At 73.3% G+C, this 15,060-nt stretch carries 16 protein-coding genes; 10 read left to right on the top strand and 6 right to left on the bottom strand.

Going from position 1 to position 15,060, the window contains the following annotated elements:
* The first annotated feature begins 155 nt into the window (after positions 1 to 155).
* The 3 genes from OP18_RS06265 to OP18_RS06255 are packed head-to-tail and all read left to right on the top strand — an operon-like array spanning position 156 to position 4,551.
* Complete coding sequence (locus OP18_RS06265) at positions 156 to 2,315, top strand: RNA degradosome polyphosphate kinase (protein ID WP_052386294.1); 2,160 nt, start codon at positions 156 to 158, stop codon at positions 2,313 to 2,315.
* On the top strand, positions 2,315 to 3,694 hold the full coding sequence (locus OP18_RS06260; protein ID WP_052386293.1) for a CYTH and CHAD domain-containing protein: 1,380 nt from the start codon (positions 2,315 to 2,317) through the stop codon (positions 3,692 to 3,694). The genes OP18_RS06265 and OP18_RS06260 overlap by 1 nt, the downstream gene beginning before the upstream one ends.
* A complete protein-coding gene (locus tag OP18_RS06255; RefSeq protein WP_033357790.1) occupies positions 3,682 to 4,551 on the top strand; it encodes an NUDIX hydrolase in 870 nt (289 codons plus the stop codon). Before OP18_RS06260 ends, OP18_RS06255 begins: the two co-directional genes overlap by 13 nt.
* A 77-nt stretch (positions 4,552 to 4,628) precedes the next feature.
* On the opposite strand, the gene OP18_RS06250 is transcribed toward OP18_RS06255, so the two are convergent.
* The 3 genes from OP18_RS06250 to leuC form a co-directional block, all read right to left on the bottom strand.
* A complete protein-coding gene (locus tag OP18_RS06250; RefSeq protein ID WP_033357789.1) occupies positions 4,629 to 5,270 on the bottom strand; it encodes an HU family DNA-binding protein in 642 nt (213 codons plus the stop codon).
* A 139-nt stretch (positions 5,271 to 5,409) separates the two neighbouring features.
* On the bottom strand, positions 5,410 to 5,997 hold the full coding sequence (gene leuD / locus OP18_RS06245; protein ID WP_033357788.1) for a 3-isopropylmalate dehydratase small subunit: 588 nt from the start codon (positions 5,995 to 5,997) through the stop codon (positions 5,410 to 5,412).
* A 24-nt stretch (positions 5,998 to 6,021) separates the two neighbouring features.
* Positions 6,022 to 7,434 carry a 3-isopropylmalate dehydratase large subunit gene (leuC, locus tag OP18_RS06240; protein ID WP_033357787.1) on the bottom strand — a complete coding sequence of 471 codons (1,413 nt, stop codon included), beginning with the start codon at positions 7,432 to 7,434 and terminating at the stop codon, positions 6,022 to 6,024.
* A 49-nt stretch (positions 7,435 to 7,483) separates the two neighbouring features.
* Between leuC and OP18_RS06235 the strand changes: the two genes are divergently transcribed.
* Together OP18_RS06235 and OP18_RS06230 are read left to right on the top strand one after the other, a co-directional pair.
* Entirely contained in the window at positions 7,484 to 8,170 is a 687-nt protein-coding gene (locus OP18_RS06235; protein WP_033357786.1) for an IclR family transcriptional regulator, read from the top strand.
* Positions 8,171 to 8,207: 37 nt separating this feature from the next.
* Positions 8,208 to 8,501: a hypothetical protein gene (locus tag OP18_RS06230; RefSeq protein ID WP_033357785.1), complete on the top strand. Its 294-nt coding sequence runs from the start codon at positions 8,208 to 8,210 to the stop codon at positions 8,499 to 8,501.
* A gap of 52 nt (positions 8,502 to 8,553) precedes the next feature.
* Here OP18_RS06230 and OP18_RS06225 read toward each other — a convergent pair whose 3' ends face one another.
* Positions 8,554 to 8,931: a YccF domain-containing protein gene (locus OP18_RS06225; protein ID WP_033357784.1), complete on the bottom strand. Its 378-nt coding sequence runs from the start codon at positions 8,929 to 8,931 to the stop codon at positions 8,554 to 8,556.
* A 7-nt stretch (positions 8,932 to 8,938) separates the two neighbouring features.
* Positions 8,939 to 9,871, bottom strand: coding sequence for an FAD-dependent oxidoreductase (locus tag OP18_RS06220; protein ID WP_033357783.1), 933 nt, complete (start codon positions 9,869 to 9,871; stop codon positions 8,939 to 8,941).
* Positions 9,872 to 9,941: 70 nt separating this feature from the next.
* Between OP18_RS06220 and OP18_RS06215 the strand changes: the two genes are divergently transcribed.
* The 3 genes from OP18_RS06215 to OP18_RS06205 all read left to right on the top strand — a co-directional run bounded on the left by OP18_RS06215 (position 9,942) and on the right by OP18_RS06205 (position 12,299).
* A complete protein-coding gene (locus tag OP18_RS06215) occupies positions 9,942 to 10,811 on the top strand; it encodes a LysR family transcriptional regulator (RefSeq protein ID WP_033357782.1) in 870 nt (289 codons plus the stop codon).
* Positions 10,812 to 10,935: 124 nt separating this feature from the next.
* Positions 10,936 to 11,682: a lytic polysaccharide monooxygenase gene (locus tag OP18_RS06210; protein WP_033357781.1), complete on the top strand. Its 747-nt coding sequence runs from the start codon at positions 10,936 to 10,938 to the stop codon at positions 11,680 to 11,682.
* A gap of 59 nt (positions 11,683 to 11,741) precedes the next feature.
* On the top strand, positions 11,742 to 12,299 hold the full coding sequence (locus OP18_RS06205) for a DUF305 domain-containing protein (protein WP_033357780.1): 558 nt from the start codon (positions 11,742 to 11,744) through the stop codon (positions 12,297 to 12,299).
* Between the two features lie 31 nt (positions 12,300 to 12,330).
* Here OP18_RS06205 and OP18_RS59510 read toward each other — a convergent pair whose 3' ends face one another.
* Complete coding sequence (locus tag OP18_RS59510) at positions 12,331 to 12,885, bottom strand: excalibur calcium-binding domain-containing protein (protein ID WP_245635275.1); 555 nt, start codon at positions 12,883 to 12,885, stop codon at positions 12,331 to 12,333.
* A gap of 113 nt (positions 12,886 to 12,998) precedes the next feature.
* Here OP18_RS59510 and OP18_RS06195 point away from each other — a divergent pair, with 113 nt between their 5' ends.
* Positions 12,999 to 14,222, top strand: a complete 1,224-nt coding sequence (locus OP18_RS06195) for an FAD-binding protein (protein WP_033357778.1) — start codon at positions 12,999 to 13,001, stop codon at positions 14,220 to 14,222.
* A gap of 32 nt (positions 14,223 to 14,254) precedes the next feature.
* Entirely contained in the window at positions 14,255 to 15,043 is a 789-nt protein-coding gene (locus OP18_RS06190; protein ID WP_081970427.1) for a fumarylacetoacetate hydrolase family protein, read from the top strand.
* The last annotated feature ends 17 nt before the right edge of the window (positions 15,044 to 15,060 follow it).

Here is a 15,060-nt window from a genome sequence, read left to right as displayed (position 1 = left end):
ACCCGCAGAGCGCGCCCCCCAAGGCCGCCCCGCGCAAGGCGGCACCGCGACGGGCGGCTCCGGCAACTGGCGCGACGCCACGTGTCCGGCGGGCAACGAAGGCCGCGGCACCGGCAACCGGTGAAGACGCCCCCCAGGCGCCCGAGGAGGTCACCATGAGCGACACGGTGGCGGAACAGACCCCCCTGGTACCCACCCAGAAGACCACGGCCGGGCCGTCGCCCGAGGACGACGCGCTGGTCGTGCCGAGTGAGAAACCACTGCCCGAGGACCGGTACCTCAACCGGGAGCTGTCCTGGCTGGACTTCAACGCGCGGGTGCTGACGCTGGCCGAGGACCCCGCGACGCCGCTGCTGGAGCGGGCGAAGTTCCTCGCCATCTTCGCCAGCAACCTCGACGAGTTCTACATGGTCCGGGTCGCGGGCCTGAAGCGGCGGCTGCAGACCGGCATCCCGGTGCGCCGCCCCGGGTTCCTGCCACCGACGGAGCAGCTGGAGCAGATCGCGGAGCGCACCACGGCGCTGGTCGCGCGCCAGTCGCGGGTGTTCGCCGAGGAGATCGCCCCGGCGATGGCCGAGGAGCACATCCACATCGTGCGGTGGAGCGAGCTCGACCCGGCCGAGCGGGAGCGGATGCGCACCTCCTTCCGGGAGCAGATCTTCCCGGTGCTGACGCCCCTCGCGGTCGACCCGGCGCACCCGTTCCCTTACATCTCCGGCCTGTCGCTCAACCTGGCGGTCGTGGTCCGCGAGCGCGACGGCGGCCAGGAGCTGTTCGCCCGGATCAAGGTGCCCAACAACGTGCCGCGCTTCTACGCGCTGGACCGCATCACCCGCGACGGTGTGCGCACCGTGCGGTTCCTGCCCGTGGAGGAGCTGATCGCGGCGCACCTCGGGCAGCTGTTCTCCGGGATGCAGGTGGTCGAGCACCACCTGTTCCGGGTGACCCGCAACGCCGAGGTCGAGCTCGACGAGGACCGCGACGAGGACCTGCTGCAGGCCCTGGAGCGGGAGCTGGCGCGGCGCCGCTTCGGTCCGCCGGTGCGCCTGGAGGTCGCCGCGTCGATCTCCGACCATGTGCTGGAGCTGCTGGTCCGCGAGCTGGACATGGACTCCCACGACGTGCTGCGGGTGCCGGGGCTGCTGGACCTGACCGCGCTGTGGGAGATCTACAACGGCGTGGACCGGCCGGCGCTCAAGGACCCGCCGTTCGTGCCGGCGACGCACCCGCACTTCGCCGAGGGTGAGACCCCGCGCAGCGTCTTCGCCCGGCTGCGCGACCACGACATCCTGGTGCACCACCCGTACCACTCGTTCTCCACCAGCGTGCAGCGCTTCGTGGAGCAGGCCGCCGCCGACCCGCACGTGCTGGCGATCAAGCTCACGCTCTACCGCACCAGCGGCGACTCGCCGATCGTGGACGCGCTGGTCGACGCGGCCGAGGCGGGCAAGCAGGTGGTCGTGCTGGTCGAGGTGAAGGCGCGCTTCGACGAGAAGGCCAACATCGGGTGGGCCCGCACGCTGGAGCGGGCCGGCTGCCACGTCGTCTACGGGCTGGTCGGGCTCAAGACCCACACGAAGACCGCGCTGGTGGTGCGCCAGGAGGGCAACCACATCCGGCGCTACTGCCACGTCGGGACCGGCAACTACCACCCGAAGACCGCGCGGCTCTACGAGGACTACGGCCTGCTGACCGCGGACCCCGAGGTCGGCGCGGACCTCACCGACCTGTTCAACGTGCTCACCGGGTACAGCCGGCAGACCTCCTACCGGCGGCTGCTGGTCGCCCCGCACGGGGTGCGCCGCGGCATCATCGACCGGATCGACGGCGAGATCGCCCTCGGCGAGCGGGGCCTCATCCAGCTGAAGGTCAACTCGCTGGTCGACGAGGAGATCATCGACTCGCTCTACCGGGCCGGCCAGGCCGGGGTGAGCGTCGACCTGATCGTGCGCGGCATCTGCGCGTTGCGTCCCGGCGTGCCGGGCATGTCGGACAACATCCGGGTCCGGTCGGTGCTCGGCCGGTTCCTGGAGCACTCGCGGGTGTTCCGGTTCGGCCGCGACGCCGCCGCGGAGTACTGGATCGGCTCGGCCGACCTGATGCACCGCAACCTCGACCGGCGGGTCGAGGCCCTGGTCAAGGTGACCGACCCGGCCGCGACCGGCGAGCTGGACCGGATGCTGACGCTCATGATGAGCGACGACACCGGCGGGTTCGAGCTGTCCGGCGACGGCACCTGGCACCGCCGGCAGGGCAGGAACCCGCAGGAGGTGCTGCTGCGGCGGATCGTCGACCGGGCGGAGCCGACCACGTGATGAGGCGGCCGGCCCGGTTCGCCGTCGGTGACGGTTTCACCCTGCCGGGCCTGGCCGGACCCGGCGGCGCCGTCACCCTCGACGCCACCTGCCACGACACCCCGGACGCGGCGCTCGCGCACGCCGGGGTGTCGCTGCGCCAGCACCGGGACGGCACCTGGTCGCTGCTGCTGCCGGGGCGTGAGCTGCGCCGCCCGGCCGCCGGCGCCGGGGTCGTCCCGCCGGACCTGCTCGACGTGCTGACCGCCCTGCACCGGGGTGCCGGCCTCACCGCGGTGCGGACGGTCCGCACGGCCGTCCACGTGCTGTCGTCGGCGGGTGGCGTACTGGCCGAGGTCCGCGTCCTGTCCGGGCGCGCGACGGGCCGGCGTCCCCGCGCCGTCGAGGTGGTGCTCATCGACGGCGGCGCCGCGGATCTCGCCGAGGTCGAGGCCGCCCTGACCGCGGCCGGCGCGGTGCCCGCCCGACCCGGCGGCGCCGACGACCCCGGCGAGGACGACGGCAGCGCGGGCGCCGTCGTGACCCGCGCCGTGCGCTCCGGCGTCGCCCGGATCCTGCGGCACGACGCCTTCGCCCGGTTGCGCGAGACCATGCCCAACGGCGACACCCCCGTGCACCAGATGCGGGTCGGCACCCGGCGGCTGCGCAGCGACCTGCAGACGTTCCAGGCGCTGCTGGACCCCGCGTGGAGCCGGCCGCTGCGGGCGGAGCTGGGCCGGCTGGCCGGCGCGCTCGGCGGCGCAAGGGACGTCGAGGTCATGCGGGCGCGCCTGCGGCTCACCGCCGCGGCCGACCCCCTCGCCCCGCTGGACACCGAAGCCGTCGAGCGCATCGACGCCGCGCTCGCCGGCCGGCAGGAGACCGCGCTGTCCGCGCTGGACGAGGCGTTGCGCTCGCCGCGGTACGTGCCGCTGCTCGACGCGCTGACCCGGCCGCCCCGGCTGGCCGGCAAGCACACGGCGCCGGCCGCCCGGGTCCTGCCGGGCCTGGTGCGCAAGCCGTGGCGGAAGCTGTACGACGCGGCGGAGGCGCTCAGCCCGCACCTGCCGGACGACGACTGGCACGAGGTGCGCAAGCTGGCCAAGCGGGCCCGGTACGCCGCCGACGCCGCCGCCCCGGTCGTCGGTGCGGAGGCGGCCGCCCTGGCCAAGCGGATCGCCAAGGCGCAGAAGATCCTCGGTGAGCACCAGGACGCCGCGACCGCCGCCGACACGTGGCTGTTCGTCGCGAGATTCCTCGACCGTGGCGAGCACCGTCTCGCCGTCACCGCGGGCAGACTGTTCGAGCGGGAGCGGGCGGCGGTCACCCGGGCGCGGGCCGCGTTCCCGGCGGTGTGGGCCGCGGTCTGCGAGGAGAACACCACGGCATGGCTGAGATGAGCACGGTCGTCCGCTCGGCGGGCGGGGTGGTGTGGCGCCCGGCGAGGGACGGCGTGGAGATCGTGCTGGTGCACCGTCCCCGCTACGACGACTGGTCCCTGCCCAAGGGCAAGATCGATCCCGGCGAGCACGAGCTGGCCGCGGCGGTGCGCGAGGTGCACGAGGAGACGCTCGTGCACGGCGTGCCGCAGGCCCGGCTGCCGTCGATCCGGTACCTGACCGGCGCGCCGGGCGTGGAGAAGGTCGTCGACTTCTGGTCGATGCGGGCGCTGGTGTGGCAGGACCGGCCCGCCGACGACGAGATCGAGGAGGCGCGCTGGGTGCCGGCCACGCAGGCGCCCGCGCTGCTGAGCTACGCGCACGACCGGGGCGTGGTGAAGGCGTTCCTGGAGCTGCCGCCGGTGACGTCGGTGGTGGCGCTGGTGCGCCATGCCCGGGCGGGCAAACGCAAGGAGTGGAAGGGCCCCGACGGGCTGCGCCCGCTGGACCGCGACGGCGAACGCGACGCGGAGGCGCTCAGCGGCCTGCTGCGGCTCCTGCGGCCGGAGCGGGTGGTGTCGGCCACCCCCCTGCGCTGCCAGCAGACGGTGGAGCCGCTGGGGCTGCCGTTCGCCCTGGACGCCACCTTCGACGAGGAGCGGTCGCCGACCGCCGCGGCGAACGCGCTGCGGGCCCTCGCCGCCCCGGGCGGCACGACCGTCGTGTGCAGCCAGGGCAAGCTGATGCCGCCGCTGCTGGTCGCATTGACCGGCCGCACCAATGTGGACTTCCACACCCGCAAGGGCAGCGGGTGGATCATCACCTTCAGCGGTGACCGGCTCCTCGGCTGGGAACCGCTGCGGCCGCTCACGGTCTGAACCACGACGGAAGGGGGCGGGCGCCACACGTGGCGCCCGCCCCCTTTTCCGTTCGTCCTACCGGTGCCGCCGCCGGGTCACTTGGCGGTGGCGGCCTTCTTGGCGGGCGCCTTCTTGGCGGCCGTCGTGGTGGAGGCCGTGGTGGTCTTGCGCGCGGTCGTCGACGCGGCGGCGCGCGTGGTCTTCGCGGCGGTCTTCTTGGCGGGGGCGGCCTTCGCCGTGGTGGCCTTGGCCGTCGCCTTGGTGGCGGTCGCCTTGGTGGCGGCCTTGGCCGGAGCGGCCTTCGCCGTCGTGGCCTTGGCGGCGGACGCCTTGGCCGGAGCGGCCTTGGCGGTGGTGGCCTTGGTCGCGGCCTTGGCCGGGGCGGCCTTGGCGGTGGTCGCCTTCGCGGCGGTGGTCTTGGTGGCGGCGGCGGCCTTCTTGGCCGGGGCGGCCTTCGGCACCTTGCCGGCGGCGACCATCTCGCGGAAGCTGGCGCCGGCCCGGAACGCGGGCACCGACGTCTTCTTCACCTTGACGGCCTCACCGGTGCGCGGGTTGCGCGCGGTTCTCGCACCACGGACGCGCTTCTCGAAGACCCCGAAACCGGTGATGGCAACCTTGTCGCCCTTGGTCACGGCAGCCTGGATCTCGGCCAGCACCGCGTCCAGCGCCGCGTTTGCCGACTTCTTGTCGCCCAGGCGAGCGCTGAGCGCCTCGATGAGCTCGGCCTTGTTCACGTTGTTTCCTCCCGTACCAGAAATAAGTCCCTGTGGGCAAGGTATCCCAACGAACACAGGATACAAACATATGACGGAAAAGAAATCGTTGTGGAGCAACGGATTGGGCCGGGGGCTCATCGAGACGCCCTGCTGGTGCCTAGTGAACGACGGGTGTCCACTCCGGACGGCGTTGTTCGAAGGCGGTGATGACGTCTTCGTGGCGCAGTGTCAGACCGATGTCGTCAAGGCCTTCCAGCAGGCGCCAACGGCTGAAGTCGTCCAGCGGGAAGGCCCATTCGCGGCCCGCCGCACGCAACTGGCGGTCCTGCAGATCGACCGTTACCGGCGCGGCCGGTTCCGCCTCGATCGCGGCCCACAGTTCCTCGACGGTTTCCACGTCCAGCTCGACGGGCAGGAGCCCGGCCTTGAGCGCGTTTCCCCGGAAGATGTCGCCGAAACGCGGTGCCACGACAACCTTGAAACCGTAGTCCTGCAAGGCCCACACGGCGTGCTCGCGCGACGATCCGGTGCCGAAGTCGGGCCCGGCCACGAGGATCGAGGCCCCGGCGTAGGCCGGATTGTTGAGCACGAATGCGGGATCCGAGCGCCAGGCGTTGAACAACCCGTCCTCGAACCCGGTGCGGGTGACGCGCTTGAGGTAGACGGCGGGGATGATCTGGTCGGTGTCCACGTTGGAACGGCGCAGCGGCACGGCCGTGCCGGTGTGGACGGTGAACTTCTCCATGTCAGATTCTGCCTGTCTTCTCGGCTAGTTCAGGTCCGCGGGGGCCGCGAGGCGGCCGACGACGGCGGTTGCGGCGGCGACCTGCGGCGACACCAGGTGGGTGCGGCCGCCACGGCCCTGCCGGCCCTCGAAGTTCCGGTTGGACGTCGAGGCCGAACGCTCGCCCGGCTTCAGCGTGTCGGGGTTCATGCCCAGGCACATGGAGCAGCCCGCGAAGCGCCATTCCGCGCCGGCGGCGGTGAAGACCTCGTGCAGGCCCTCCTCCTCGGCCGCGGCGCGCACCGACGCGGACCCGGGCACCACCAGCATCCGGACGCTGTCGGCGACCTTGCGCCCGCGCAGCACCTCGGCCGCGGCCCGCAGGTCCTCGAGCCGGCCGTTGGTGCACGAACCGAGGAACACCACGTCCACCGCGACGTCGCGCAGCGGCGTGCCCGGCGTCAGCGCCATGTACTCCAGGGCCTTCTGCGCCGCGACGCGGTCGGCGTCCTCGGCGAAGTCGGCCGGGTCCGGCACGCTCGCGCCCAGCGGCGCGCCCTGGCCCGGGTTGGTGCCCCAGGTGACGAACGGGGTCAGGTGGGTGACGTCGAGGGTGACCTCGCGGTCGAACTTCGCGCCCTCGTCGGTGCGCAGCGAGGCCCAGTACGCCTTCGCCCGCTCCCACTCCTCGCCCTTCGGCGCGTACTCGCGGCCCTCGACGTAGGCGAACGTGGTCTCGTCCGGCGCGATCATGCCGGCCTTGGCGCCCCACTCGATCGACATGTTGGAGACCGTCATCCGGCCCTCCATCGACATCTTCTCGATGGCGGGGCCGCGGTACTCCACGACGTGGCCGCGGCCGCCGCCGGTGCCGACCTGGGTGATGAGCGCCAGCACCAGGTCCTTGGCCGTGACACCCGGGGCGAGCTCGCCGACGACGTTGACCGCCATCGTCTTGAGGTGCGGCTGCGGCAGCGTCTGGGTCGCCAGGACGTGCTCGACCTCACTCGTGCCGATGCCGAACGCGAGCGCGCCGAACGCGCCGTGCGTCGAGGTGTGCGAGTCGCCGCACACGATGGTCATGCCCGGCTGGGTCAGCCCCAGCTGCGGGCCCATGACGTGCACCACACCCTGCTGGGCGTCGCCCAGCGAGTGGATCCGGACCTTGAACTCCTCGCAGTTGCGGCGCAGCGTCTCGATCTGCAGGCGGGACACCGGATCGCTGATCGTCAACAGGTTGTCGGTCGGCGTGTTGTGGTCCTCGGTCGCGATCGTGAGATCGGTGCGGCGCACGGTGCGCCCGCTCAGGCGCAGTCCGTCGAACGCCTGCGGGCTCGTGACCTCGTGCAGCAGGTGCAGGTCGATGTACAGCAGATCCGGCTCGCCGTCGGCGGCACGGACGACGTGCGCGTCCCACACCTTCTCTGCGAGCGTCCGCGGTCGTGCTTCTCCCACCATCTGGACATCCTAAAGTTTGGGAGGTATGTTTCGGTCTGTGGGACACAGTATGAGCGGTGTTGGCGTGCTCGACAAGGCGGTGGTCATCCTGGCCGCTTGTGTCGACGGCGCCAGCCTGGCCGAACTGGTGGACCGGACCAAGCTTCCCCGGGCAACGGCGCACCGGCTCGCACAGGCCCTGGAAATCCACCGATTGCTCGTTCGCGATGCACAAGGACGCTGGCGGCCGGGCCCGCGCCTGGGCGAGCTCGCCAACGCGGCACCCGACGTTCTCCTGACCGCGGCCGAGCCGATGCTCACCGCGCTGCGCGACGCGACCGGCGAGAGCGCGCAGCTCTACCTCCGCCGCGCCGACGAGCGGCTCTGCGTGGCCGCCGCCGAGCGCGCCAGCGGCCTGCGTGACACGGTGCCGATCGGCTCGGTGCTGCCGATGACCGCCGGCTCCGCCGCACAGGTGCTCCTGGCGTGGGAGCCGCCGGAGGCCGTCATGCCGCTGCTGCCTCGGTGCAAGTTCACCGGCCGCACCCTCGCCGAGGTCCGCCGCCGCGGCTGGGCGCAGAGCGTCGCCGAGCGCGAGGCCGGCGTCGCCAGCGTCTCCGCCCCGATCCGCGACCGCACCGGCCGGGTCATCGCCGCCATCAGCGTCTCGGGCCCGATCGAGCGGCTCGGCCGGCGCCCCGGCGACCGCCACGCGATGGCCGTGGTGCGGGCTGGACAACGCCTCTCCGGCCTGTAGCGTGCCGCACATCGAGCACGCCTGACTGGAGGAGCCAGTGCCTGAATCCACCCCGGCCGCCCCCGAACCGATCGACGACGGCCTCTCCGAAGCACCCGAAACCCCCGAGGGCGAGGCCTCCGGCGTCGGCGAGGCCCCGTCCGGCGCCCCGGACAAGCCGTCGACCGGTCCCGGCTCGCCCAGCCCCGACGGCCCCCAGCGCCCCGCCCCGCCGACCGTGCCGGCACCCCCGGCCCAGGCTCCCACGGGCGGCCGCGGCGGCTGCATGACCATGGTGCTGAGCCTGATCGTGCTGGTCGCCGCCCTGCTGGGCCTCGCGTCCCAGCTGTGATCGCTCCGGGTGCTCCGCGGTCCCCTCACCGCGGAGCACCCGGCGGCGCCGATTACAGGTCGACCACCTCGCGGCCCAGGGGCCAGAACGCGGCGGGGACCAGCTTGAAGTTGGCGATGCCGAACGGGATGCCGATGATCGTGAGGCACAGGGCGACGCCGGCGGCGATGTGGCTCAGCGCCAGCCACCAGCCGGCGAGGACGACCCACAGCACGTTGGCCAGGCCGGTGGCCACGCCCGCGTCGGGTCTGGCCTGGACCGTGCGGCCGAACGGCCAGAGCGAGTAGACGGCCAGCCGCCACGACGCCACGGCGAACGGGATGGTGATGACCAGCACGAAACAGATCGCCGCGGCGAAGGCGTAGCCCACGAACAACAGGAAGCCGCCCCCGAAGATCAGCCACAGGACGTTCAGGATGAAGCGAATCATCCTTCGATCATGCGCCTGCCGCGCCAGCGGCGAGGGTGACGACCTCGTCGGCGCAGCCCCAGGCGAGCGTGATCCCGGCGCCGCCGTGGCCGTAGTTGTGCACGACCCGCGGATCGCGCGGATCCGCCTCGACCCGGGCGCCGCCGTGGCGGGCCGGGCGCAGGCCGGCCGCCTGCCACAGCACGGGCGCACCGGCCAGCTCCGGGACCAGCTCGACGCAGCGGGCGAGGATGGCGGCGGTGACGGCCGGGTCGGCGCCGGTGTCCCACTCCCCGGGCTCGTACGTGCCGCCGAGCACGACGTCGCGGCTGCGGGGGTGGATGTACGTCATCCCCGCCGGGTGGTCCTCGTCCCGCACCGACGTGACGAGGCCCGGGTTGCCGACGCCGACGACGCGGCCGCGGGCGGGATGCACGGCGGGGTCGCCGGCGAGGTCCCGCGCCGCGAGGCCGGTCGCGTTGACCACGACGTCGGCGCCGCCGGACACCCGCGGCGCGTCCGACAGCCGCGCGACGCGGTGGCGCGCCACCCGGCCGCCGGCCGTCCCGAACCGGCTGAGCAGCCACGGCAGGTACCACTCCATCTCGACTGACGGGACGGTGAAGCGCCACTCGCCCGGTGCGGCGGCGAAGTCCGGCACGGCCGCCGCCCACCACGGCGTGGCGTGCGGCCCCCGCAGGATCATGCGGGTGGGCCGGGCGACCACCCCGGGCACGCCCGCGGCGGCCTGCGCGGTCAGCTCGTCGTACGTCCGGCCCGCCCAGGCCAGCACCCGCGGGTCGGCGGCGGTGTGGGTGGGGTACCAGACGGCGGCGGCCAACCGGGAGACGGTCGCGGCCGGCTCGTCGGCGGTCACGACCGTCACCGCGTGCCCGGCCTCCTGCAGGCGCACGGCGCAGGCGAGCCCGCTGATCCCGGCGCCGACGACAGTCACGTCCATGCGGCCCACGCAACCACGCCCGGCACGCGGTGTCCAAGACCGGCCGGCTGCGTCGTGATAAGCCTGGCTTATGGAACTGCGGCGACTGCGGTACTTCGCTGCCCTGGCCGAGGAGCTGCACTTCACGAGGGCCGCGGCGCGGTTGCGCATCGCCCAGCCGGCGCTGAGCCAGCAGGTCGGCGCCCTGGAGCGGGAGGTCGGCGCGCGGCTGGTCGAGCGCCGACGCGGCGGGTGCGCGCTGACCCCGGTCGGGGTGATCGTCGCGGCGGAGGCGGCGGCACTGCTCGCCCAGGCCGCCGCCGCCGAGCAGCGCATCGCCGCGGCGGTGCTCGGGCAGGGCGGCCGGCTGCGGCTGGCGTACACGCGGTCGGCGCGCGGCGGGTGCGTCGACGAGCTCATCGAGCGGTTCCGGGCCGCGCACCCGAACGTGGAGGTGGTGCCGGAGACCGGCTGGACCGCGCCGAACGTGGCCGGGCTGCTCGCGGGGCGCTACGACGCGGCGTTCGTGCGGCCGCCGGTCGACGACCCGGGGATCCGCTGGGTGCGGGTCGGCACGGAGGAGCTGCTGATCGCGCTGCCCGCCGGGCATCCGCTCGCGGCGCGCCGGCGGGTGCCGCGGGAGCTGCTGCGCGGCGAGCCCGCGGTGATGTGGCCGCGGGACAACGGCCCCGGCATGCACGACCGGATCGTGGCGCAGATCTGGCCCACGGGCAAGTTCACCCTCGCTCGGCACGAGCCCGACGACGAGCAGCTGCTGCGGGCCGTCGCCGCCGGCGGGGTGGTCGCCGCGGTGCCGGAGGGCCGGGCGAGGGCGCTGCGGCTGCCCGGGGTCGTGCTGCGCCGCTGCACCGGCCCCACGCCGACCGTCGACATCGGCCTGGCCTGGGCCGAAAACACCACGAATCCCGTGGTCCGCGGCCTGATCGGGCTCGTGCCTTAAGGCGGGCTGGACCCTACCTTAAGTGAGAGCGCTCTATCGACCCTTTTCCATAAAGGTTATTTACTGTTAACAATCCTTCCTTTACATTGGCGGCATCACCCCCACTGCACGAAGGGAGCGATCGATGCGAAGAACGATCGCGCTGGCACCACTTGCGCTCGCCGCCATCGCCACATCACTGCTCGTCTCGGCCCAGCCGGCCGCGGCGCACGGCTACATCTCCTCGCCCGCGAGCCGCCAGGCCATGTGCGCCCAGGGGCGCGTCGCGAACTGCGGCGAGATCGTCTACGAGCCGCAGAGTGTCGAGGGTCCCAAGGGCCTGATGAGCTGCAGCGGCGGCAACAGCCGGTTCGCGCAGCTGGACGACCCCAACAAGGGCTGGCCGGCCACGGCCGTCGGCAACTCCGTCACGTTCAACTGGGTGCTCACCGCCCGGCACAACACCAGCACGTGGGAGTACTTCGTCGGCGGCACCCGCATCGCCGTGATCGACGACGGGGGCCGCCAGCCCGGCGCCACCGTCTCGCACACGGTGAGCCTCGGCGGGCGCACCGGTCGCATCCTGGTCCTCGCCCGGTGGAACGTCGCGGACACCGGAAACGCCTTCTACTCGTGCGTCGACCTGCAGGTCGGTGGCGGCGGCAACCCGACGCCGACGCCCACCCAGCCGAGCCCGACGCCCACCGTCAACCCCACGCCCACCCCGACCTCCACCACGCCCCCGGCGGGCGGCACGTGGCAGGCGGGCACCGCGTACAAGGTCGGCGACCGCGTCACGTACGGCGGCGTCACGTACCAGTGCCGCCAGGCGCACACCGCCATCGCCGGTTGGGAACCGCCCAACGTCCCGGCGCTCTGGCAGCGGGTCTAGATCGCCCCTCGGGGTGCCCGGCCCGATGGCGGGCACCCCGTCCCAGCGGAGGAGTTCGAGTGCGGTTCCTGCTAGCGCTCACCTCGGCGTTGCTCCTCGCCGGCTGTGCCGCCGCCCCGGCACAGCCGGCCCCGGCGGCCGCCGCGACGGGCAAGGTCTACAACGACACCGACGTCATGTTCGCCCAGATGATGGTCGCCCACCACACCCAGGCCCTGGAGATGGTCCGCCTGGCGCGCACCAAGGCCGTCCGGGAGGACGTGCGCACCCTCGCCGCCGCGATCGACGTCACCGAGGCCGACGAGGCCAAGACGATGCGGGTCTGGCTGGAGTCCTGGCAGCAGCCGCCCAGCGCCGCCGCCGACTCCCACGCGGGGCACGGCGGCGCGCACGGCACGAACGCCGACGACATCGCGGCCCTCGCCACGTACGACGGCGCCCAGTTCGAGCGGCGCTTCCTCAACATGCTCGTGGCCCACCAGCACAACGCGGTCGAGATCGCCCGCATGGAGACCGGCTCCGGGGTCAACCCGGGCGCCCTGGACCTGGCCGGGCGCATCACCGACAGCCGTACCGCCGAGATCCAGCAGATGCTGCGGTACCTGGAGACGCTCTGACCACTCGCGGGCGATCCCGCCGCCGTCCCGGCTACTCGCAGGCGATCCCGTCGCCGTCCCGGTCGAGCCTGTAGACGTCGGTGCCGATGACCCTGACCGGCCCCTGCACGTAGGACGGGCCGTTGCCGCCGCCGCCCGCGCAGTCCACGTCCACCGGGTCGTTCGGCACGCACGGCGAGTAGTTCGGGTTGCAGTTGCCCGCCGGCCTGGTGGTCGCCTTCGTCGTCGGCGCCTTGGCCGGGCCGGTCGTCTTCGTCGCGGCCGGCGTCCTTGCCGCGGGCGGTGTCGTCGTGCTCGCGGGCGGTGCGCTCGCGGGCGGTGTGGTCGCGGGCGGCGGTGTGGTCGTGGCCGCCGTTTCCGGCTGCGCGGCCGCGCTGGCCGTCCGTGTCGCGCCGGTCGGCGGCGCGAGCGCGGCGGCGCCCTTGATGTCACCCGTCGGGTCGCCCCGGTCGTCGCTGCCGGCGGCCGCGACGATGCCGCAGACCAGCAGCACGCCGAGCACGGCGGCGCCGACGGCGAGCTGCGGGCCCCGGCGAGGGCTCCGGCGAGGACTCTGGACGGGCCGGTTGAGCGGCGGAAATGTCACCGGGAAAGTCTGTGACGGGCCGCACCCGCCCGCCAGTAGCCGAACGGTCGCGGTCGGTGATACCCGGGGTGGGGCCGGGCGGCGAACGGTGCGCCGCGAATAGACTCGGCCGCATGAGCATCACCAACTGGGCGGGCAACATCGCGTTCGGTGCCGCCCGGGTGCACCGACCGTCCACCGTGGACCAGGTGCGCGCCGTGGTGGCGCAGGCGCAGCGGGTGCGCGTGCTCGGCTCCGGGCACTCGTTCAACGACATCGCCGACACGCCCGCCGATCTGGTCAGCGTGGCCGGACTGCCGGTGGCGCCGCGGATCGACCCGGCGGCGGGGACCGTGACCGTGGCCGGCGGCGTGCGGTATGGCGAGCTCGCCGCGCACCTGGACGCCCAGGGGTATGCACTGCACAACCTCGGGTCACTGCCGCACATCTCCGTCGCGGGGGCCGTCGCCACCGGCACGCACGGGTCCGGTGCCGCCCTGGGCAACCTCGCCACCGCCGTGACCGGCATCGAGCTCGTCACCGCCGGCGGGGACCTGGTCCGGCTGGACCGCGGTGACGCCGAGTTCCCGGGCGCCGTCGTCGCACTGGGCGCCCTCGGGGTCGTGGTGGGTGTCACGTTGGCGGTGCGGCCGTCGTACAGCATCCGCCAATTCGTCTTCGAGCACCTGCCGCGGGCCGTGCTGGACGAGCGCTGGGAGGAGATCGCGAGCGCCGGCTACTCGGTCAGCCTGTTCACCCGCTGGGCCGGCGACACCGTCGACCAGCTGTGGCTCAAGCTCGCCGACGGGCAGGAGCCGGACGGGTTCGGCGCGACGCCGGCCGGCCGGGCGATGCACCCGATCGCGGCGATGCCCGCCGAGAGCTGCACCGAGCAGGGCGGCGTGCCCGGCCCGTGGCACCGGCGGCTGCCGCACTTCAAGCTCGACTTCACGCCCAGCAGCGGCGAGGAGCTGCAGAGCGAGTTCTTCGTGGCGCGCGGCGACGCGGTCGAGGCGTTCGCCGCCATCGAGCGGGTGCGGCACCTCGTCACGCCCGTGCTGCAGATCTCCGAGATCCGCACGGTCGCCGCCGACGACCTGTGGCTGAGCCCACACCACGGGCGCGACAGCGTCGCGCTGCACTTCACCTGGATCAAGGACCACGCGCGGGTGGCGCCGGTCGTCGCCGCGCTCGAGGAGTCCCTGGCGCACCTGGCGCCGCGCCCGCACTGGGGCAAGGTGTTCCACCACGCGCCGCGGCCCGAGCGGCTGGCCGACTTCCTGGCGTTGCGGGAGCGGCTCGACCCCTTCGGGAAGTTCAGCAACGCGTTCGTGGAGCGGCACCTGACGGGTTCGTAGCCCGGCACCGGCGGCGGAGTAGATTTCACGACGTGCGTATCGCTCGTTTCGCCCACAGCAGTGGCATGTCGTTCGGAGTCGTCGAGGGCGAGCCCGCCGCCGGGCTCACCGGACTCACCGTCGCCGAGATCGACGGTCACCCGTTCGGGGAGCTGCGGTTCACCGGTCAGCGCTGGGCGCTCGCCGACGTGCGGCTGCTCTCCCCGATCCTGCCCAGCAAGGTGGTGTGCGTGGGGCGCAACTACGCCGACCACGCCGCCGAGCTCGGCAACGACGTGCCGAAGGAGCCGCTGCTCTTCCTCAAGCCGTCCACGTCGATCATCGGCCCCAACGACGCCATCCGGATCCCGCCGCAGTCGCAGCAGGTCGAGCACGAGGCCGAGCTCGCCGTCGTGATCGGCGTCACCGGCGCCCGCCGCGTCGACCGGGCCGGCGCCGCCGCGGCCATCTTCGGCTACACCGCCGCCAACGACGTCACCGCCCGCGACCTGCAGCGCAAGGACGTCCAGTTCACCCGGGCCAAGGGCTTCGACTCGTTCTGCCCCATCGGCCCCTGGATCGTCACCGGCGTGGACGTCAGCGACGTCGAGGTCCGCTGCGAGGTGAACGAGGAGGTCCGCCAGCTCGGCCGCACCAAGGACATGGTGTTCGACGTGCCGACCCTCGTGTCATATGTGTCACACGTCATGACCCTGCTCCCGGGCGACGTCATCCTCACCGGCACCCCCGCCGGCGTCTCCCGCATGGTGGCCGGCGACGAGGTCACCGTCTCCATCGAGGGCATCGGCGCGCTCAGCAACAGGGTCCTGACCTTGGAATAGGCGTGTTTGCGACAACC

The organism is Dactylosporangium aurantiacum, from assembly GCF_000716715.1.
Taxonomy (GTDB): domain Bacteria; phylum Actinomycetota; class Actinomycetes; order Mycobacteriales; family Micromonosporaceae; genus Dactylosporangium; species Dactylosporangium aurantiacum.
Note: the sequence above shows the minus strand (reverse complement) of the source record. Positions and strands in the feature narration are given on the sequence as shown.

What these genes read in the sequence shown, in the direction of transcription:
- OP18_RS06265 (WP_052386294.1), top strand. Translation starts at nt 156, where the DNA reads ATGAGCGACACGGTGGCGGAACAGACCCCCCTGGTACCCACCCAGAAG.
- OP18_RS06260 (WP_052386293.1), top strand. Translation starts at nt 2,315, where the DNA reads ATGAGGCGGCCGGCCCGGTTCGCCGTCGGTGACGGTTTCACCCTGCCG.
- OP18_RS06255 (WP_033357790.1), top strand. Translation starts at nt 3,682, where the DNA reads ATGGCTGAGATGAGCACGGTCGTCCGCTCGGCGGGCGGGGTGGTGTGG.
- leuD (WP_033357788.1), bottom strand. Translation starts at nt 5,997, where the DNA reads ATGGAGAAGTTCACCGTCCACACCGGCACGGCCGTGCCGCTGCGCCGT.
- leuC (WP_033357787.1), bottom strand. Translation starts at nt 7,434, where the DNA reads ATGGTGGGAGAAGCACGACCGCGGACGCTCGCAGAGAAGGTGTGGGAC.
- OP18_RS06235 (WP_033357786.1), top strand. Translation starts at nt 7,484, where the DNA reads ATGAGCGGTGTTGGCGTGCTCGACAAGGCGGTGGTCATCCTGGCCGCT.
- OP18_RS06225 (WP_033357784.1), bottom strand. Translation starts at nt 8,931, where the DNA reads ATGATTCGCTTCATCCTGAACGTCCTGTGGCTGATCTTCGGGGGCGGC.
- OP18_RS06220 (WP_033357783.1), bottom strand. Translation starts at nt 9,871, where the DNA reads ATGGACGTGACTGTCGTCGGCGCCGGGATCAGCGGGCTCGCCTGCGCC.
- OP18_RS06215 (WP_033357782.1), top strand. Translation starts at nt 9,942, where the DNA reads ATGGAACTGCGGCGACTGCGGTACTTCGCTGCCCTGGCCGAGGAGCTG.
- OP18_RS06210 (WP_033357781.1), top strand. Translation starts at nt 10,936, where the DNA reads ATGCGAAGAACGATCGCGCTGGCACCACTTGCGCTCGCCGCCATCGCC.
- OP18_RS06195 (WP_033357778.1), top strand. Translation starts at nt 12,999, where the DNA reads ATGAGCATCACCAACTGGGCGGGCAACATCGCGTTCGGTGCCGCCCGG.